Raw genomic sequence first — 16,543 nt, forward strand, 5'->3', positions numbered from 1 at the left:
TTCCGATCAAGGCGACCGCCCCACCCGACCGAGGGAGTCCGGCGCTATGTCCATCGATACACTTGCTCCGCAAACGCCTGTGCTGCAAAGGATTCAGGATCACTGGCCGACTGAGGCGCTGCCCGCCTATGCCGACACCTGGAAGCCGGAACGGGTGCCGTTGGCCCGGCGTACGACGTTCGTGTTGTGGGTGCTCGTGGCCGTTGGGATCGGCAGCTCCATCGGGCTGGCCGGCATCCTCGGCGAGCAGGGCGGCTACACCGGCACGGTCTGCTCGGTGGCCACCTTCGGCGGGCATCCGCTGGTCACGCTGCTGCTCGCCGCAGTGGGGAGCGCGGCGCTGCTGGTGGCAGCTTTCTTCACCCGCGGCCTGACGAGTTCGAGCTCGAACGGCCGGCTGCTGATCAGCTCGGCCGCGGGGCTGACCCTGGTGGGAGTAACCGGCATCTTGGTCGTCTTCGTCGCGACGATGGCGCTCTTCCTGGCGACGATGCTGGTGCTGGTCTGCGTCTTCGCACTGGCCGCCGAGCACTCCTAGCGCGAGCTGGTCAGGTAGTAGGTGCGAAGCTCCTTGGGGAGCCGCTCGATCGCGTAGCGGAGCATGGTTCTGGGCATCCGGTGCGCGTGCGCGTCGAGGAAGACCACCAGGTCGTCGGGGGTGGTGTGCTTGGCGGCCTCGCGGAGCATCCAGCCGGAGGCCTTGTGCACAAGGTCCTCACGGTCGTCGAGGACCAGCTCGGCCAGCGCGAACGTGTCGGCGGTCTGCCCGGCGATGATCAGCTTGTGGGTGGCGACCAGCGCGATCCGCCGTTCCCAGAGATTGCTTGAGGCAATCAATTTGTACAGCGGGTCGCGGGGCCGGTCGAGCAGGTGGGCGCCGACGATCTCGGGCGCGCTGCAGTCGACCAGATCCCAGTTGTCGATGTACCGCGTGTTGCGCAGGTAGAGCTCGTAGATCGCCTGCAGCTCCGCGGGGTTCGCAGTACGGGGCTTGAGGGCTCGGTCGGCCCGGTCGGCCAGCAGGCAGAGGATCGCCAGCCGGTGCTCGTGCACGGGACTGGCGAGGGCCTGCTCAACCGCGGGCAACGGGAGCTCGGCCCGCAGGTAGGGCTTCAGCAGCACGCGCAGCGCGGAGAGCTTGACGCCGATCATCCGGTCGCCCTCGCCGTAGCCGCCCGGCTTGACCTGGAAGTAGCGCGCGAGGATCTCGGCGGTGGCCGGATCCGCCGCCTGGTCGATCTCCCGCAGCAGGTCGTCGATCGTGCTCAGGGTCAGAGTTCCTTCAGCAGCTGCTTCATGGTGCTGATCTCCTTGGACTGGGTGGCGCTGACCTCCTGGGCCAGCTCGCCGACCCGGATCTCGGTGCCGTTCTCGAACTGCTTGACGCTCATCGACACCGCACCCTCATGATGCTTGATCATCAGGTTCAGGAACAGCTGGTCGAAGGCCTTGCCGCGGGCGTTCTGCAGGGTGGTCAGCTCGTCGTGGGTGGCCATCCCCGGCATCTTCGAGTGGTCCTCGTGCTGGACGTGCTCGAGATTCGGCGGGGTCTGGCCGGAGGCGGTGAGCAGTTGCCGCATCGACTCGATCTCGGGCTTCTGGCCGACCCGGATCCGCTCGGCCAGCGCCTTCACCCGTGGATTCGCGGCCGAGGCCGGCGCCCAGCCGGCCATCTGCAGCGCCTGGGTGTGGTGGATCATCATGTCGCTCAGGAAGGCGGTGTCGTCCGGGTCGACGGTCTGCTCGACCTTCGGCAGCTCCGAGACGGTCTTGTTCGGGCCGCCCGGCGTACCGGGCACGATCACCGGTGGTCCGGTCGGGGTCGGCGCCACCCGCGGCTCGGGATCGGAGCTGCAGCCCGCGATCGGCAGCGCGAGCACCAGCACCGCAATCGCCCGGCGGCATGCGAAAAAGGTCACCTTGGCCTCACTCCCAGTGGCAAATCGCTTCCGGACAGTGTCTATCACGCTTACCCTTGAGCGCCGAAAGACTTTCCTCGAACCACTCACTGAAGGGACCGAGGCATGCGCATGGGCCGCCCCCGCACGCTCGCCAGTCTCACCTTTGGCCTCAGCCTGGTCGCCGCGCTGGTCGCCGGCGGCACCGCGAGTGCCGAGGTACCGACGCCGCCGGAAACCGGCGCGACGAAGAGCGACAACATCACCCACCTGGCCAGCGCGCCGCTGAGCGGACCGCTGGCCGGTGGGGTCAACACCGACATCGCGTTCGCCGGCAAGCTGGCCTACGTCGGCAACTACTCCGGTTTCGCGATCTACAACGTCGCCGACCCGGCCCGGCCGCAGCTGATCAGCCAGGTGTCCTGCCCCGGCAGCCAGAACGACATCAGCGTCTCCGACGGGCTGCTCTTCCTCAGCACCGACTCGTCCCGCAACGACAACTCCTGCCAGAGCGTGGCCCAGTCGGCCACCATCAAGGAGTCGTGGGAAGGGATCAAGATCTTCGACGTGAAGGACCCGGCGAACCCGCGCTACGTCGCCGCCGTCGAGACCAGCTGCGGTTCGCACACGCACACGCTGGTCCCGGACAAGTCGCGACGCAACATCTACATCTACAACTCGTCGTACAACCCGAACGTGACGTTCCCGGACTGCCAGCCGCCGAACGACAAGATCGACATCGTGAAGGTGCCGGTCCGGCACCCGGAGCAGGCGGCCGTGGTCGCCTCGCCGGTGCTGTTCCCGGACGGTGGCTTCCCCGGTGCGCCCAGCCCGGTCCCCGGCGGCCCGAACCGCAGCGCGACCAGCGGCTGCCACGACATCACCGCCTTCCCGTCCAAGGGCATCGCCGCCGCGGCCTGTATGGGTGACGGCCTGCTGCTGGACATCTCCAAGCCGGAGCGGCCGAAGGTGCTGGACAAGATCCAGGACGCCAACTTCGCCTTCTGGCACGGCGCCACCTTCAACGCCGACGGCAGCAAGGTCGTCTTCATGGACGAGCTCGGTGGCGGCGGCGGCGCGATGTGCAACGCCGAGGTCGGCCCGAACCGGGGCGCGACGGCGGTCTTCGACATCAAGCACAAGAAGCTGAAGTTCCGCAGCTACTACAAGATCCCGCGGCACCAGGCGGCCGACGAGAACTGCGTCTCGCACAACGGCTCGCTGATCCCGGTCAAGGGCCGCGACATCATGGTGCAGGCGTGGTACCAGGGCGGCTTCTCGGTCTGGGACTTCACCGACTCGTCCCGCCCGCAGGAGATCGGGTACTTCGACCGACCGCCGATCGAGCCGGCCTCGTTCGGCGGCTACTGGTCCGTGTACTACTACAACGGCTACATCTACGGCACCGAGGCGGTGAAGGCCTTCGACATCTTCAAGATCGACGACCGGCGCACCGACTCGGCCAAGCGGGTCCGGCTGAAGGAACTGAACGTGCAGACCCAGCCCGCCTTCCGGTAACCACCCGTCGTGACGGTCCGCTGTCGCCCTGGTCGCCCAGGGCGACAGCGCCGTTCGCGCTTTGGTCACGCTCCGGGGTCGCTGCCGCCAGACCCGTTGTGGCGCTCGGTTGTTGGGGCATACGGTGACATCAGGGCTGTCTTCCACCACGCCAGGACCGACCGGCGTCCAGGGGACACCCGGGGGAGATCAGCGTGACGAGCCAGTACGAATCCCATGACGGGGAGATGATCCGGACCGTCTTCGGTGCTGCCACCGAAGAGCCCGCGCCCGGCGTACTGGTGGTGCGGCTGTCCGGTGAGATCGACATCGCGACCACCGAGCTGGCCGCCGAGGCGATCCGGGCGGCGGTCGCGCCGCCGGCCCGGCTGGTGCTGATCGAGGTCTCCGCGGTGACGTTCTGCAGCTCGGCCGGACTGGGCAACCTGGTCGAGGCTCGCCAACTGGCCGGGCAACATGGCATCGATCTCGCACTGGTCGGGGTCGGCCGCCCGGTCGACCGGCCGCTGTCCATCACCGGCCTCGGCCGGGACTTCGCGATCTTCGCCTCGGTCGAGGACGCTCTGCAGCAGAAGGGCTCCTGATGAAGCGGGTAGCCGGCGGCTGACCATGGGCCCGCCGGGCACACCCCGCGATCTGGTCGTCATCGGCGCCTCCGCCGGCGGCGTGGAAGCCCTGCGGAACCTGGTCTCGGTGCTGCCGGCCGATCTGCCGGCCGGCGTCCTGATCGTGCTGCATCTGCCCGCCGGGGCGACCAGCATGTTGGCCGGCATCCTGACGGCCGCGGGCCGGCTGCCGGCCACGGTGGCCGAGCACGGCGCCCAGATCGAGGCCGGCCATCTCTACGTGGCGCCCCCGGACCGCCATCTGCTGATCGACGACAGCGGCCTGGTGCTGTCGGACCGGCCGGCCGAGAACGGCCACCGGCCCGGGATCGACGCGCTCTTCCGGTCCGCCGCGCTGACCGGCGGGCCGCGGGTGGTGGGCATCATCCTGTCCGGTGTGCTGGACGACGGCACCGCCGGGCTGGTCGCCATCAAGGCGCGCGGCGGCCTGGCGATCGTGCAGGACCCCGAGGACGCGGCGTACCGGGGAATGCCGGACAGCGCGCTGGCCAACGTCGGGGTCGACCAGGTGCTGCCCGCGGTGATGATCGGCCGGCAACTGGCCGGAATTCTGGTCCAGTCGACAGGCTTGATCTGCCCTGACTGCGGGAAGGCTTCCGGTAGGCCGAGGCCCGATCCGGCCGGCCCTGGATCGCCCGCGCAGTTCGAGCTCGCTGACTCCGACCTGCAGGCGGCGCTCTGGGCTGCGGTGCGGGCCCTGGACGAGAAGGCAGCGCTCGCCCGGCGAATGGCCGCGTCGGCGGCGACCCGCGGCACCCGGAAGCTGACACAGCGGTATCTGGAATCGGCCGAGGAAGCTGGACAGGCAGCTGAGTTGTTACGGGCCCGGCTGACCGTTGCGCAGCCGGCAGAGGTTGCGCCGGAGACTGGGGGTTCGGGATGAGTCGAGGCGATCGCCTGCGGATCGGAGTACAGGCTGTCGGTGAGGCCGTGGTGGTCACGCCGACGGGCTTGCTGGACGTGTCCACCGCGCCACAGTTGCGGACGTTCCTGCTGAAGCAACTGGCCGAGCAGCCGGCCGCGGTGATCGTGATGCTGCAGGACCTGGTGCTGGCCAAGGCCTACACGCTCAGCGTCTTCACCGCGGTGGCCCGGCAGACCTCGGCCTGGTCGGGCATCCCGTTGATCCTGGTCACCGGCCGCCAGCACGACCGCCAAGTGCAGCTGCACTCGACGGTGGTGGCCCAGTTCATCCCGGTCTTCGACGACCTGGCGTCGGCGCTCGTCTCGATGAACAGCCCGCCGGCCCGGCAACTGACCCGGCTCAGACTGGCGCCGGAGCCGGGCAGTTCGGCGGCGGCCAGGCGCTACGTCAGCGCCACCTGTCAGCTGTGGCGCTGCGAGGACGCGCTGGAGGACGCCGTCGCGATCGTCTCCGAACTGGTCGCGAACGTCGTCCAGCACGCCGGCACCGACGCGGTACTGCGGCTCGAGTTCCGCCGGCAACTGCTGACCGTGGCGGTCAGCGACGGCAATGCGAAACTCCCGGTACTGCGGCCGCTCACCGACTCGGCGGAGTGCGGTCGTGGCCTGGGGATCGTGGCGGGCCTCGCCACCGCCTGGGGCGCGAATCCGACCAGCAGCGGCGGCAAGATCGTCTGGGCCACGATCCGGGTCAGCTCGCCGGACGCGCGAACGGAGATCGGCAACGGACGGCACGACGGGAAGTAGCGTTGGGGCGTGACCAATCCCATCCCGGTCGGCGACGAGATCGACACCCTGCTCGACTACCTGCGCGAGTCCCGCGGCTTCGACTTCGGCGGCTACAAGCGGACCGGGCTGGTCCGCCGGATCACCCACCGGATGAGTCAGGTCGGGATCACCGACTTCCACGACTACCTGGACCGGCTGCAGGTCGACCCGGGTGAGTTCACCGCGTTGTTCAACACGATCCTGATCAACGTCACCGGCTTCTTCCGCGACTCCGACGCCTGGGACCGGCTGCGCTCCGACGTCGTGCCCGGGCTGCTCGCCGAGCGCAGTCCAGGGGACCCGCTGCGGGTCTGGAGTACCGGCTGCTCGTCCGGCCAGGAGGCGTACTCGGTGGCGATGCTGCTGGCCGAGGAGCTGGGCACCGACGCGTATCTCAAGCAGGTGAAGGTCTATGCGACCGACATCGACGAGGAGGCGCTCGGTCAGGCCCGGCAGGCGTCGTACAGCGAGACCGAGCTGGACGGCGTACCGGCTGATCTCAAGGCCAAGTACTTCGAGCTGCGCGACGGCCGCTACCTGTTCAACCCGGAGCTGCGCCGGACGGTGATCTTCGGCCGCAACGACCTGGTCCAGGACGCGCCGATCTCGCGGGTCGACCTGCTGGTCTGCCGGAACACGTTGATGTACTTCAACTCCGAGACCCAGCAACGGATCCTGAACCGCTTCCACTTCGCGCTGGTACCACGTGGGGTGCTGTTCCTCGGCCGGGCCGAGATGCTGCTCGGCCGCAGCCGGCTGTTCGAGCCGATCGACCTCAAACAACGGATCTTCCGCCGGGTGGCCGACCGGTCGATGACCACCGGCCGACGAGTGGACCGGACCGAGACGCAGGTCCCCGACCGGCTGCGGGAGCTCGCGCTGGCGGCCAGCCCGATCGCCCAGCTGGTGGTCGGGGTCGACGACACCCTGGTGATGCTGACCGACCAGGCGTCGACCCTGTTCGGGCTGAGCCGGCGCGACGTCGGCCGGCCGATCCGCGAGCTGGAGGTGTCCTACCAGCCGCTGACGCTGCGCGGCCAGCTCGACCAGGTGATCGCCGACCGCAAGCCGGTCCGGGTCTCCGACGTCGAGTTCAACCGGCCGGGCGGGGTGGTGCACTGGTTCGAGGTGCATCTGAACCCGATCCTGGACGGCTCGGAGCTGCTCGGCGTCTCGGTGGTCTTCCACGACGTGAGCGCGATCCGGGCCTTGCGGCAGGAGGTCGAGCGGGCCAGCCGGCAACTGGAGTCGACCAACGCCGAGCTGCAGTCCACCAACGAGGAGCTCGAGACCACCAACGAGGAGCTCCAGTCGACGGTGGAGGAGCTGGAGACCACCAACGAGGAGCTCCAGTCCACCAACGAGGAACTCGAGACGATGAACGAGGAGCTGCAGTCGGCCAACGACGAGCTGCAGGTCATCAACGAGGCGGTGCGCGAGCGCAGTACCGAGCTGAACGACGTGAACGACTTCCTCGAGGCGGTGCTGACCGCGTTCACCGTCGGCGTGGTCGTGGTCGACCTGGAGATGCGGATCCTGGCCTGGAATGCGGCTGCCCACGAGCTCTGGGGGGTCCGCACCGATGAGGCGGAGGGCCAGCACCTGCTCAACCTCGACGTGGGGTTGCCTGCCGACGTACTGCGCCCGCTGGTCCGGGAGGCGCTCACCGACCCTGCCAGCCCCCAGGAGGCCCGGCTGGACGCCGTGAACCGGCGGGGGCGGGCGATCGTCGTACGGCTGCTCTGCAGCGCGCTGCGGGGCGCTGACGGGCAGCAGCGCGGGGTGCTGCTGACGATGGAGCCGGTCGAGCCCCGGTAGCCGTTGCGGTTCGTCCGTCAGCGCTCAAAGGTGCGGCGCTTTGCTCACGATGGAACCCAGTTAGGGCGTAATTGCCGATACTGGCCCTACCATGACGCCTGTGACCGGGGAAAACAGGAAGCAGCAGAGCCGGCCGACCGTGCAGGACGTCGCCCGGGAGGCCGGTGTCTCGCCATCGACCGTGTCGCGCGCGCTGCACACCCGGGGGTACGCCTCACCGGAGGTCCGCGAACGGGTCCAGCAGGCCGCCCAGCGGCTCGGGTACGTGCCGAACCACATGGCCCGCAACCTGCGCAGCCGGACGTCGACGGCGATCGGCGTGCTGATCTCCGACCTGCGCAACCCGTTCTACGCCGATCTGGCCGCCGGGATCGAGGAGGTGCTCCGGTCCGAGGGGCACCAGATGATCCTGGTGAACGACAACGGCGACCCCGAAGAGGAGATGCACGCGGCCGAGACGCTGCTCGCGATGCAGGTCGCCGGGGTGATCGTGACACCGGTCGCGGCGGCCTGCCCGAAGATGCTGCAGGACAACGGGATCCACGTGGTCTCCGCCGACCGGCAGCTCGGCCGTGGCGGGGACGCGGTACTGAGTGACAACAAGGCCGGCGCCCGGGAGCTGACCGAGCACCTGCTCGGCTTCGGCCACGAGCGGATCGGCCTGCTGATCGACGAGACCAAATGGTCCACCGGCGCGGGCCGGCTGGCCGGCTTCCGGGCGGCGTACGAGGCGGCCGGGCTGGAGCTCGACGAGGACCTGATCGTCTTCACCAGCTTCGACGCCGCGGCGGCCGCGCAGACCACCCGCGAGCTGCTCGACCAGCACGACGTGACCGCGATCCTGTCGGCCAACAACGTGCTCGCGCAGGGCGCTCTGGCCGAATTGAAGCGCCGGAGACTCCGGATACCGAACAAAATAAGCCTCGCCGCCTATGACGACGTGTCGTGGATGTCACTGGTTCAACCTGGAATCACCACGGTGGATCAGCACACAGTGGATCTGGGCCGTAGCTGTGCGCAACTGTTGCTGGCCAGAATCAGGGACGAACTGCCCGCACGGCGCCGAATTGTGCGGGTCGCGCCCCGTCTTGTCATCCGGGGATCTACCGGACCCGCTCCCAGAAAGTGAGTTTCTGGCGTACCACCGGCACATGACACAACTTTATGTAGACCGGGTCATCGCCAGGCAGCTCGAACGTCACACCGAGGTCGCCCAGGCGATGCACAGCCAGCTGGACGCGATCCAAGCGGTCGCCGACGAGCTCATCCGCCGGCTCGACATGGGCGGAGTGCTCTACACCTACGGCAACGGAGGATCCGCTGCCGACGCACAACATCTGGTCGGTGAGCTCATCGGCCGCTACCTCAGGGAACGGCGGCCGCTACCCGCCGTTGCCCTGGTCGGGGATGCCGCTGTCACCAGCTGCATCGCCAACGACTACGGCTACGACGAAGTGTTCTCCCGGCAGGTCCAGGCGCTGGTCCGGCCGGGCGACATGGTGGTCGGTTTCAGCACCTCCGGCACCTCGCCGACAGTGGTGAAGGGCCTGGAGGCGGCCCGTTCGGCCGGAGCGTGCTCGGTCGCCTTCACCTCCCGGCGCGGCGTCGGCCTGGCCGCGGCCGCCGACCTGGCGATCGTCGTACCGGCCGAGGAGACCGCCAGGATCCAGGAGATGCACCTGCTCGCCCTGCACATGGTCAGCGAGCTGGTCGACCAGTGGGCAGCCGCCTACTGACCACCTGAGGCGCGGCCGGGTGGAACGCCCCACCCGGCTCGCCTTCACCTTGTTCGCCGTACTGCAACCTTGGAATCCGTCACCGAGGCGTCGTTCGAACAGTTGATGAGATAGCGTCCTGTGTCCGGCGTCGGGTGTAGTTCGAGTGCTTCCGGTGTCCAGGTGCGTGCATCGCGGCGCTTGAGGAGCGTCCTCGATGCGGAGCATCGTGGATGCTGCTCAAGGGACGTGAGGTGCGTGCCTGGGCGCCGGAAGTGCCGAAATACACCCGACGCCGGACACTAGTCCGGAGCTGGCTTTTACGAAGGATTGAGAATGGCTGAGAGCGCCAAGATCGTCGTGGTGGTGCCGACCTACAACGAGCGGGAGAACCTGCCCGTGCTGGCGGCGCTGCTGTCCGACCTGAAGCTGCCCGGGCTGCAGATGCTGGTGGTCGACGACAACTCCCCCGACGGTACCGGCGACGTCGCCGACGAGCTGGCCAAGGCCTCCCCGGAGGAGGTCTCGGTGCTGCACCGGACCGAGAAGGACGGCCTCGGCCGCGCCTACATCGCCGGCATCAGCCGCGCGCTGGACGAGAACGCCGACATCGTGATCCAGATGGACGCCGACCTGTCCCACCCCGCGTCGGTGCTGCCGATCATGGTGAAGACCCTGCAGACCACCGACGCCGCCGTGGTGATCGGCTCCCGGTACGTCGAGGGCGGTTCCGCCGCGGCCGAGTGGGCCTGGCACCGGCGGCTGCTGTCGGCGTTCGCGAACGTCTACGTGAACACGATCCTGCGCCTGCACGTGAAGGACGCCACCGCCGGCTTCAAGGCCTGGAAGGCCGAGACGCTGCGGGCGATCGACGTGGCGACGATCCAGAGCAACGGGTACTCGTTCCAGGTCGAGATGAACTACCGCGCGGTCCGGCAGGGCAAGCGGATCGCCGAGGTGCCGATCCGGTTCGAGGAGCGGACTGTCGGTGCGTCGAAGATGAGTCTGAAGGTGCAGCTCGAGTCGGCGTTGATGCCGTGGAAGCTGCTGTTCAAGCGCTCCTGATCGGGTGCTGCTGATCGCTCGCTGCTGATTGCTCGCTGCTGGGGTTTTAGCTCTGGTTGGTGGTCTAGCCGCTCGGCTTGTGCCGGGCGGCTTGCTGGCGTGCTTGTACGACGTACAGGCTCAGCCGTAGCCGAGCTCATGGAGACGGGCATCGTCGATCCCGAAGTGATGCGCGATCTCGTGCACCACCGTGATGTTCACCTCATCGACGACATCCTCGACGCTCTCGCAGATCTCCAACGTCGGATTGCGATAAACGATGATCCGATCCGGCAGCACCCCGCCGTAGTAGTGCCCGCGCTCGGTCAGCGGAATCCCCTCGTAGATCCCGAGCAGGTGCGGATCAGCGGCCGGCGCATCGTCCTCGACGAACACCGCCACGTTGTCGATCAACGCCGCCAGTTCCGGCGGCACCTGATCCAGCGCCTCCGACACCAGCACCTCGAAATCAGCCCGGCTCATCTCGATCACCGCCCCAGCGTAGTGATGCACTCCACATCCGCCTGGTCGAGCACTCCCCTGCACGCTCAGCGCGTGCCTTCCACCGCCCGCGATCCGCACCCCACAAGGCGATCTCACCCCCTCCTCCCCGCCTTCCGCCCCTCGTTTCCCCCGCCCCCAAGAACTCGTTTTGGACCTCAGCGAACTCTCCTCTATGCTTACGGCTGTCCCTAGGAGCTTCGGCTCCCGCGGTCCGAGTCCCCATCGTCTAGTGGCCTAGGACGCTGCCCTTTCAAGGCGGTAACGCGGGTTCGAATCCCGTTGGGGATACGGTCGAAAGACCAATGTGAACAAGGCTCGAATGATGGTGTAGCATCATCGAGTTGCTAGGCCCAGTAGCGCAGTTGGTTAGCGTGCCGCCCTGTCACGGCGGAGGTCGCGGGTTCGAGTCCCGTCTGGGTCGCCAGGAGAGTGGCGGCAGGTGTCCACACACCCGTCGCCATTATTTCTCTCCCGGTCAGGTAGCTCAGCTGGTAGAGCGTCCGCCTGAAAAGCGGAAGGTCGGCGGTTCGAGACCGCCCCTGACCACCCTTCTTAAGCGTGAACCGGGCCACTCTGGGCCCGACCGTGAGTCCCCGCAGGACCCTTTGATCGACCATCTCTAATCGCACGGATATCGCACGCTGGGTTCGGCTACCTCGTGGGTCGTGTTGACGGTTACGTGTCAAGCACACGGGCAGACCTGCCGCATCGTCCCGATAGCTGCCGACCTTAGGTTCGGTTCGGTGTGGGTCCAGGGGCGAGCTTGCTCGATCGCGGAGCGACGCCGGAGGCGCCCTTGACGCGGGCCGGACCGGACCGTCCCTCCCATGATTGCTAGCGGGACGATGCGGCAACCCACGACCAGGCGGATGACTACCTGAGCCACGGACGGGCGGGAGGCCGGCCGATCAAGACGAGTGACTAGGCGAAGACGACAGACGACAGGGTGTCGATCGTGATGGCGAGGTCTGCTGTCTACGACGGCACCCTTTGGCACGTGCGCGCCAAGCCAAGGGCCGCGCCCAGAACGGAGCGCTAGCGGAGTGGCGGGCAGTCGGCCCGTCCTTCGGGTGGCGGCGCGCTTTCGGGCCCTGGAAGGGCCCGTCTTGAAGACGTAGAGAAACTTGTCAGGCTTTGAGTTCGACAGGGATGTCGTAGGTGAGTTCGTAGCGATCACCGGGGAAGACAATGTCGCAGGTCTCGACAGGTGCGTCCCCAACGAAATGGGTCCGCTCGATTACGAGGACATAGGCACCACGGGTCGGTAGATCGAGTCGCTTGACCTCTTCCCGTGAAGCAGCGCGGGCCGTCACCTTCTCAACCACGTGATCGACGGCCTGGCCGATCGTGTCCATCCGAGCGATGACCCCGATTGCCGATCCATCCTCAGGCCTCTCAATGAGAGTTCCACCTGTAATCGCCAACGGCTCCCATGACTGAGAAACCTGGATGGGCCGCCCATCGCCAAAGAATCGATAGGTGGTCTGCGTGACAGGATCTCCGGTGTCTAGGGACAGCCTGCGAGCAACCTCGGGACTCGCCTTTGCCTTCACCGTCTCGCACTCCCAGTCACCACGCTGGCCCGCTGTCGCTGCGTCACGCTCAAATGGGGAGTTGACCTTCGAAGGTGTCCGCGAATACCGCCCCTGGCTATTGCGTTTGATCCGCTTTCGGGTGCTGACGACAGTTCCACTCCCCTGCCGTGCGATGGCAAGACCCTCATGCCTCAATACCGCCAGGGCGTCACGAGCCGTATTACGGGCGACGTCGTAGTCCCGGATGATGTCGTTTTCGCTTGGCAGACGTGAGCCTTCAGGGAAATCGCCACGCTCGATAGCACCGCGGAGTTCTGCGGCGATCTCCTCATAGCGATGCGACGTAGGGGCGTCCTGACTATCGGTCACAAGTTTCGACTCCTGAGGTTGACTTCTCTAGAGCACTCAGCTTACCGGCGTACACACCCTTTACCTACGGCCCGGGCGTGACACGTATGTGTCAAGCGACTCCCCAGATGCGGACCGCCACCGAGTAGACACGTCTAGCAAAGTTCTCTAGAGAATCTGCTTGACTTCTCTAGAGAAGTTAGAGAAGCTCTTCCTAGCGCAAGGTTCTCTAGACAACCTGCGTAGCGCTCATTGGGAGCGCGCCTAATGCCTAGGAGGGCATGTAATGAAGTTGATCATCGACATCACGGGCAAGACGTTCACGGTCACCAAGGCCGCGGTCGAGAAGCGTGAGCAGAGCCAGAACGGCCGGGAGGGCCGGCAGAAGACGGATCGGACCACCGATGAGTTGCTGTGGACGGTTCAGGTGATGGCGCTCGACGTGACGGGTGGCGAGGTGATCAACGTGACTCTCGCGGGCAATGCCATGCCGAAGGTTGTCGTTGGCGCCGCTGTCACGCCGGTCGAGCTGGAAGCCATGCCGTGGGCCACCAACGGCAAGAACGGTGTCGCGTACCGCGCCAAGTCGCTCAACCAGCAGGCCGCTGGCAAGGCTGCTTAGTTTCCTCGCTCGTCCCGTGATCTCGTGCAACTGCTCAGTGAAAGGGGTAGTCATGTCGCAACCGATGGACCATCGAACCATCACAGCGAATGAGGCATGGACCGAGTACGTGTCCACGTGCAACGAAATCATCGAGATCGAACACGTGATCGTCTTTCTGGACGATCGCATCGCCCAGAGCTTGAACCGGGCTGAACCTGTCGTTGCTGTTAGCAACAGCATCTGTGCCGCGTTCGTCACCGACGCGTTCTGGCAGTTGCTGGACCTGTTCCACGAGGCTTCGAAGCGTTGCCTCGCTCTCTACGCCGCTCGCGACTACACGTACGCGGTCTGGCAGTCGGCTTTGACTGCTCGTGAAGGAAACACCGGCGTTGACACTTACGTGTCACAGACAGCCGGTGAAGCGCTGTAACCAAAGAACGGCCCCCTAGCTAGGAGCCGTTCCCTGGAAACGAGACACGAAGCCGGGTCATAGGCCTGAGAAACCGTCCTGGCTTCGTGTTTTTCCTGACTCAACCCCCCATTGGAAGGGGCGTCTTGTCATGCCTAAATCTACCCGTAACCGGTCTGCCGGTCGAGTACGCCGTGGTCGTGGTGCGACCAGCACCGTTGAGACCATTATCCGGCCGTCACAGTCCCTGCCGGTCATCATCGCGCTGTGCCTGTGGCGCTGGCGCTGGGAAATCACCATCCTGACGGCTCTGGTGGTCGTCTACTACCACCTGACCACGCCGGACGGCTGGGAGTTCGCTCCCGTCCCGGCATTGCTCGTCATGGCCGCACCCGTTCCCGTGGTGCTGGCTGTCCGGCCTGTCCGCCGGTTCACCCGTAACCGGATCTGGTGCGTCATCACCCGGCACCGTATCCGCGCCTGCCTGACCGAGATGAGGACCCTGAACTACTCAGGGAACCTCCCGTTCATCATCGGCTGCTTCTCCACCAAGACCGGCGAAGCCGTCTACCTGTGGATGCGTCCCGGCCTATCGGCCGAAGACCTCGACAACAAGTCCGAAACCATCGCCGCTGCCTGCTGGGCACGCACCGCCCTGATCGGCCGTAGCGAACGCAACGCCTCGTTGATCCGCGTCGACATCGACCGGCGCGACCCACTGGCGAAGACGAACATCACCTCACCACTGCTCGAAGACACCGACGGCATGCCAGAGGCATCCGTCAACGACGACGCACTCCTGGCACTCATCCACCAGGAAGACGACGCCTCCAGCGACCCCGACACCAGCGACAGGCCGGCCAAAACCGGCAATGCCGCAGAGGGCCGCTCCAAGACCTCGAAGACCAAGACCAGCGCTGCCGTGAACGACAACCAGACGGTGATCTTGAGTCACAGCGGAGAAGACGTATCCGACTATGTCTAGCCATTTTGCGAAACAGGTGTTCCCCCGGCGCAACCGGGGGGCCACCCCTAGAGGAGCACTGTTCATCTACCAGCCCGCCTACCTGGGCATCGACACACGCGGCAAGGCTGTCTACCTGCCGCTCATGTACCGCAACGTCCTGCTCGGTGGCGAACCCGGCTCCGGCAAATCCGTTGCGCTCGGCAACATCGTCTCCCACGCCGCACTCTGTACCGATGTCGATCTTGTTCTGATCGACGGCAAGCTCGTTGAACTGCTGCCCTACGCACCGGTGGCGAAAGAGTTCGTCGGCAACAACATCAACCAGGCACTCAAGGTGCTCCGCGGCCTCCAGGCCGAGATGGACGCAAGGTACCTGCACCTGGCCCGGACCGGGGCCAAGAAGATCACTAGCAAAGACGAGTTCCGGGCAACCCTGCTCGCTATCGATGAGCTGGCCTACTTCTCGGTCACCGTCGGCACACCCGAACAGCAGAAGGAATTCGTCACCCTCGTTCGTGACCTCGTTGCCCGTGGCCGTGCCGCAGGCATCATCGTCGTCGCCGCGACCCAGCGGCCTTCGGCGGACATCGTCCCGACCTCACTGCGCGACCTGTTCTCCTACCGGATCGCGTTCCGCTGCACCACCGACTCGTCCAGCGACATCATCCTCGGCACCGGCTGGGCCAAAGAAGGCTACTCCGCCAAGCAGATCTCACCCGACGCCCTCGGCATCGGACTCCTGCTGGCCGAAGGCGGCATCCCCCGCCGCTTCAAGACCGCCTTCCTCACCGATCTTCACGTCACCAAGCTCGTTCGTCGCGCTGCCTACTTCAGGAGGGCCGCCGCATGATCACCGTCAAACCCGTACCCGCAGGCTCCATGAACGCCGTCCGTGACCAGGCCGGCCGAAACGGCTGGCTCCACAACTGCGGAGCCTTCGTCTACCTCGACTCCCAGCCTCACCGCTGCGGTGTCTGCTGGTCCGCCTGCCGGACCGGTCAAGCCTTCAACGGCCAATGGAACAAGGCCTACACCGCCCGCCAGGAGGTGTCCTCGTGACTTACCACGACGCCAACAGCGGAGAACGTGAAGACCGCATCATTATCGGCTACGACTTCACCGACGACGCCGTTACCGGCGTTCAGCTCGTCTGCAACGGCCAAACCCCCAGCGTCGTCATCGACCTGGGTGGCAACCCGATCGAGATCGAACTCCTCACCAGCAGCGTCACCGCGATCAGCGGACTCATCGACGCACTGTACGAGGCGCGAACCCTGCTCGAAGACCACCAAATCCACCACCTCAATGGCAACGATTCCCCTTCGGCTCCGGACGCCCTGTACGTCCCCGACGAATGGACCGGAGGCCCTCAATGAGCGCCTACCTGACCAATGACGGCCAGTTCCCCGACGACTTCGAGGTCTGGACCCCCTACCCGCTTACCGACGACAAGAACACTCTGGCCGATCGCGATAACTGGCCCTGGCTGCGTGGCCAAGTCATCGGTCAAGGCGGACCCGACGAGTGGCACATCGTCATCGATGTCCCCGCACTCACCGAGTACGAAGACGGCGTCGAATGGCGTCCCGCCTGCTTCCGCAACTCCTGCGAACTGCGACTCATCGCCCAGGCCGACTGATGCGCGCGGCACCCAAACCGGGCAACCGGCGCCGCGTGACACGTAATTGTCAAGGCCAACAAGCCATCACGACAGATCTGACCCCGACCGTCAGCACCCCGGCTACCGAGCCGGTCAAGAAGAAGACCCCGGGCAAGACGCACCGCTCCGAGCGAGCCGAGGACTGGGCCTACACCACGGTCGGCAACCCCCGGCCCTGCATCCTCTGCGGGCTCCCCGCGTCGAT

At 66.3% G+C, this 16,543-nt stretch carries 20 protein-coding genes and 3 tRNA genes; 19 read left to right on the top strand and 4 right to left on the bottom strand.

Annotated features, from left to right (window positions below; all coding sequences use genetic code 11):
• Positions 1-46: 46 nt before the first annotated feature.
• Positions 47-538, top strand: coding sequence for a hypothetical protein (locus tag AB0P21_RS28445; protein ID WP_363700294.1), 492 nt, complete (start codon positions 47-49; stop codon positions 536-538).
• Here AB0P21_RS28445 and AB0P21_RS28450 read toward each other — a convergent pair.
• Together AB0P21_RS28450 and AB0P21_RS28455 are read right to left on the bottom strand one after the other, a co-directional pair.
• Positions 535-1,275: a DNA alkylation repair protein gene (locus AB0P21_RS28450; protein ID WP_363701249.1), complete on the bottom strand. Its 741-nt coding sequence runs from the start codon at positions 1,273-1,275 to the stop codon at positions 535-537. The genes AB0P21_RS28445 and AB0P21_RS28450 overlap by 4 nt on opposite strands.
• Positions 1,272-1,919, bottom strand: coding sequence for a DUF305 domain-containing protein (locus AB0P21_RS28455; RefSeq protein WP_363700295.1), 648 nt, complete (start codon positions 1,917-1,919; stop codon positions 1,272-1,274). The genes AB0P21_RS28450 and AB0P21_RS28455 overlap by 4 nt, the downstream gene beginning before the upstream one ends.
• A 105-nt stretch (positions 1,920-2,024) precedes the next feature.
• Here AB0P21_RS28455 and AB0P21_RS28460 point away from each other — a divergent pair, with 105 nt between their 5' ends.
• From AB0P21_RS28460 to AB0P21_RS28495, 8 genes are all read left to right on the top strand, one after another.
• Positions 2,025-3,416 (top strand): hypothetical protein, encoded by a 1,392-nt coding sequence (locus AB0P21_RS28460; protein WP_363700296.1) that lies wholly within the window; start codon positions 2,025-2,027, stop codon positions 3,414-3,416.
• 194 nt (positions 3,417-3,610) lie between these two features.
• Positions 3,611-4,000, top strand: a complete 390-nt coding sequence (locus AB0P21_RS28465) for an STAS domain-containing protein (RefSeq protein ID WP_363700297.1) — start codon at positions 3,611-3,613, stop codon at positions 3,998-4,000.
• A gap of 25 nt (positions 4,001-4,025) precedes the next feature.
• Complete coding sequence (locus AB0P21_RS28470; protein WP_363700298.1) at positions 4,026-4,925, top strand: chemotaxis protein CheB; 900 nt, start codon at positions 4,026-4,028, stop codon at positions 4,923-4,925.
• Positions 4,922-5,713: an ATP-binding protein gene (locus AB0P21_RS28475; protein ID WP_363700299.1), complete on the top strand. Its 792-nt coding sequence runs from the start codon at positions 4,922-4,924 to the stop codon at positions 5,711-5,713. Before AB0P21_RS28470 ends, AB0P21_RS28475 begins: the two co-directional genes overlap by 4 nt.
• A gap of 9 nt (positions 5,714-5,722) precedes the next feature.
• Positions 5,723-7,552 carry a CheR family methyltransferase gene (locus AB0P21_RS28480; protein ID WP_363700300.1) on the top strand — a complete coding sequence of 610 codons (1,830 nt, stop codon included), beginning with the start codon at positions 5,723-5,725 and terminating at the stop codon, positions 7,550-7,552.
• A 100-nt stretch (positions 7,553-7,652) separates the two neighbouring features.
• The gene (locus AB0P21_RS28485) at positions 7,653-8,681 is read left to right on the top strand and encodes a LacI family DNA-binding transcriptional regulator (protein ID WP_363700301.1); all 1,029 of its coding nucleotides are present in this window, start codon (positions 7,653-7,655) and stop codon (positions 8,679-8,681) included.
• A gap of 22 nt (positions 8,682-8,703) precedes the next feature.
• Positions 8,704-9,288, top strand: a complete 585-nt coding sequence (locus AB0P21_RS28490) for an SIS domain-containing protein (RefSeq protein ID WP_363700302.1) — start codon at positions 8,704-8,706, stop codon at positions 9,286-9,288.
• A gap of 315 nt (positions 9,289-9,603) precedes the next feature.
• On the top strand, positions 9,604-10,332 hold the full coding sequence (locus tag AB0P21_RS28495) for a polyprenol monophosphomannose synthase (protein ID WP_363700303.1): 729 nt from the start codon (positions 9,604-9,606) through the stop codon (positions 10,330-10,332).
• 120 nt (positions 10,333-10,452) lie between these two features.
• Here AB0P21_RS28495 and AB0P21_RS28500 read toward each other — a convergent pair whose 3' ends face one another.
• Positions 10,453-10,794 carry a metallopeptidase family protein gene (locus tag AB0P21_RS28500; RefSeq protein WP_363701251.1) on the bottom strand — a complete coding sequence of 114 codons (342 nt, stop codon included), beginning with the start codon at positions 10,792-10,794 and terminating at the stop codon, positions 10,453-10,455.
• Between the two features lie 236 nt (positions 10,795-11,030).
• Between AB0P21_RS28500 and AB0P21_RS28505 the strand changes: the two genes are divergently transcribed.
• The 3 genes from AB0P21_RS28505 to AB0P21_RS28515 all read left to right on the top strand — a co-directional run bounded on the left by AB0P21_RS28505 (position 11,031) and on the right by AB0P21_RS28515 (position 11,361).
• Positions 11,031-11,103, top strand: a tRNA-Glu gene (locus AB0P21_RS28505).
• A gap of 59 nt (positions 11,104-11,162) precedes the next feature.
• Positions 11,163-11,239: transfer RNA gene (locus tag AB0P21_RS28510), tRNA-Asp, on the top strand.
• 49 nt (positions 11,240-11,288) lie between these two features.
• Positions 11,289-11,361, top strand: a tRNA-Phe gene (locus tag AB0P21_RS28515).
• Between the two features lie 581 nt (positions 11,362-11,942).
• On the opposite strand, the gene AB0P21_RS28520 is transcribed toward AB0P21_RS28515, so the two are convergent.
• Entirely contained in the window at positions 11,943-12,719 is a 777-nt protein-coding gene (locus AB0P21_RS28520) for a GntR family transcriptional regulator (RefSeq protein WP_363700304.1), read from the bottom strand.
• Between the two features lie 265 nt (positions 12,720-12,984).
• On the opposite strand from AB0P21_RS28520, the gene AB0P21_RS28525 reads away from it, so the two are divergent.
• The 7 genes from AB0P21_RS28525 (at position 12,985) to AB0P21_RS28555 (ending at position 16,317) form a co-directional block, all read left to right on the top strand.
• Positions 12,985-13,320, top strand: coding sequence for a hypothetical protein (locus AB0P21_RS28525; RefSeq protein WP_363700305.1), 336 nt, complete (start codon positions 12,985-12,987; stop codon positions 13,318-13,320).
• Positions 13,321-13,372: 52 nt separating this feature from the next.
• Positions 13,373-13,732, top strand: coding sequence for a hypothetical protein (locus AB0P21_RS28530; protein ID WP_363700306.1), 360 nt, complete (start codon positions 13,373-13,375; stop codon positions 13,730-13,732).
• Between the two features lie 130 nt (positions 13,733-13,862).
• Positions 13,863-14,696, top strand: a complete 834-nt coding sequence (locus AB0P21_RS28535) for a hypothetical protein (protein ID WP_363700307.1) — start codon at positions 13,863-13,865, stop codon at positions 14,694-14,696.
• A complete protein-coding gene (locus AB0P21_RS28540; protein ID WP_363700308.1) occupies positions 14,689-15,528 on the top strand; it encodes an FtsK/SpoIIIE domain-containing protein in 840 nt (279 codons plus the stop codon). The genes AB0P21_RS28535 and AB0P21_RS28540 overlap by 8 nt, the downstream gene beginning before the upstream one ends.
• Complete coding sequence (locus AB0P21_RS28545; RefSeq protein ID WP_363700309.1) at positions 15,525-15,737, top strand: hypothetical protein; 213 nt, start codon at positions 15,525-15,527, stop codon at positions 15,735-15,737. Before AB0P21_RS28540 ends, AB0P21_RS28545 begins: the two co-directional genes overlap by 4 nt.
• The gene (locus AB0P21_RS28550) at positions 15,734-16,054 is read left to right on the top strand and encodes a hypothetical protein (RefSeq protein ID WP_363700310.1); all 321 of its coding nucleotides are present in this window, start codon (positions 15,734-15,736) and stop codon (positions 16,052-16,054) included. The genes AB0P21_RS28545 and AB0P21_RS28550 overlap by 4 nt, the downstream gene beginning before the upstream one ends.
• On the top strand, positions 16,051-16,317 hold the full coding sequence (locus AB0P21_RS28555) for a hypothetical protein (RefSeq protein ID WP_363700311.1): 267 nt from the start codon (positions 16,051-16,053) through the stop codon (positions 16,315-16,317). Before AB0P21_RS28550 ends, AB0P21_RS28555 begins: the two co-directional genes overlap by 4 nt.
• The last annotated feature ends 226 nt before the right edge of the window (positions 16,318-16,543 follow it).

Origin of the sequence: Kribbella sp. NPDC056861, assembly GCF_040687575.1 — a bacterium.
Classification (GTDB): Bacteria; Actinomycetota; Actinomycetes; order Propionibacteriales; family Kribbellaceae; genus Kribbella.

Excerpts from the sequence above, each read along its gene's own strand:
- AB0P21_RS28445 (WP_363700294.1), top strand. The coding sequence starts at position 47 with ATGTCCATCGATACACTTGCTCCGCAAACGCCTGTGCTGCAAAGGATT.
- AB0P21_RS28460 (WP_363700296.1), top strand. The coding sequence starts at position 2,025 with ATGCGCATGGGCCGCCCCCGCACGCTCGCCAGTCTCACCTTTGGCCTC.
- AB0P21_RS28470 (WP_363700298.1), top strand. The coding sequence starts at position 4,026 with ATGGGCCCGCCGGGCACACCCCGCGATCTGGTCGTCATCGGCGCCTCC.
- AB0P21_RS28475 (WP_363700299.1), top strand. The coding sequence starts at position 4,922 with ATGAGTCGAGGCGATCGCCTGCGGATCGGAGTACAGGCTGTCGGTGAG.
- AB0P21_RS28490 (WP_363700302.1), top strand. The coding sequence starts at position 8,704 with ATGACACAACTTTATGTAGACCGGGTCATCGCCAGGCAGCTCGAACGT.
- AB0P21_RS28495 (WP_363700303.1), top strand. The coding sequence starts at position 9,604 with ATGGCTGAGAGCGCCAAGATCGTCGTGGTGGTGCCGACCTACAACGAG.
- AB0P21_RS28500 (WP_363701251.1), bottom strand. The coding sequence starts at position 10,794 with ATGAGCCGGGCTGATTTCGAGGTGCTGGTGTCGGAGGCGCTGGATCAG.
- AB0P21_RS28525 (WP_363700305.1), top strand. The coding sequence starts at position 12,985 with ATGAAGTTGATCATCGACATCACGGGCAAGACGTTCACGGTCACCAAG.
- AB0P21_RS28530 (WP_363700306.1), top strand. The coding sequence starts at position 13,373 with ATGTCGCAACCGATGGACCATCGAACCATCACAGCGAATGAGGCATGG.
- AB0P21_RS28535 (WP_363700307.1), top strand. The coding sequence starts at position 13,863 with ATGCCTAAATCTACCCGTAACCGGTCTGCCGGTCGAGTACGCCGTGGT.
- AB0P21_RS28540 (WP_363700308.1), top strand. The coding sequence starts at position 14,689 with ATGTCTAGCCATTTTGCGAAACAGGTGTTCCCCCGGCGCAACCGGGGG.
- AB0P21_RS28545 (WP_363700309.1), top strand. The coding sequence starts at position 15,525 with ATGATCACCGTCAAACCCGTACCCGCAGGCTCCATGAACGCCGTCCGT.
- AB0P21_RS28555 (WP_363700311.1), top strand. The coding sequence starts at position 16,051 with ATGAGCGCCTACCTGACCAATGACGGCCAGTTCCCCGACGACTTCGAG.